The organism is Thermococcus sp. M36 (assembly GCF_012027355.1).
Taxonomy (GTDB): Archaea; Methanobacteriota_B; Thermococci; order Thermococcales; family Thermococcaceae; genus Thermococcus.
In genome coordinates this window covers 1-410 of sequence record NZ_SNUH01000279.1, presented here as the reverse complement: position 1 = coordinate 410, position 410 = coordinate 1, and the positions used below count along the sequence as shown (strand labels likewise).

At 30.0% G+C, this 410-nt stretch carries 1 protein-coding gene; it reads left to right on the top strand.

Translation table 11 applies throughout. The features are described 5' to 3' along the window. A partial coding sequence (locus E3E36_RS12345) for a PAS domain-containing protein (RefSeq protein ID WP_167895632.1) occupies positions 1-410 on the top strand: 410 nt, incomplete at both ends.

Sequence of the window (410 nt, the reverse complement as noted above, 5' to 3'; positions counted from 1 at the left end):
TTCCGATCTTTACCATTTTCGATGCCAATCATAAATATCTTTTTGCCAATAAAAATGCTGTTAGCAAAGAAGATATGCGTAAGTGGTTAATTGGAAAAGATGATTTTGATTACAGTTTATCTAAAAGTGAAGGTTTTGAAAAAGCTATTTCAAGACGCAATTATTTTGAGCAATCGCTGCAAACCAATCAAACAGTTCAGTTTGAAGAAAAGCATGTGAATAATCAAGGCAGAGAAATTTATAATCTTCGCCATTTTTACCCTTATTTTAACGCTGATAAAAATGTAGAGTTTGTTGTTGGCTACGGAGTAGATATTTCTAAAATAAGGCAAAACGAAAAATTATTAGTGCGAAGTATTGAAACATATCAAAAATTATTGAACGATTTAGATGAAGCTGTTTTTATTATT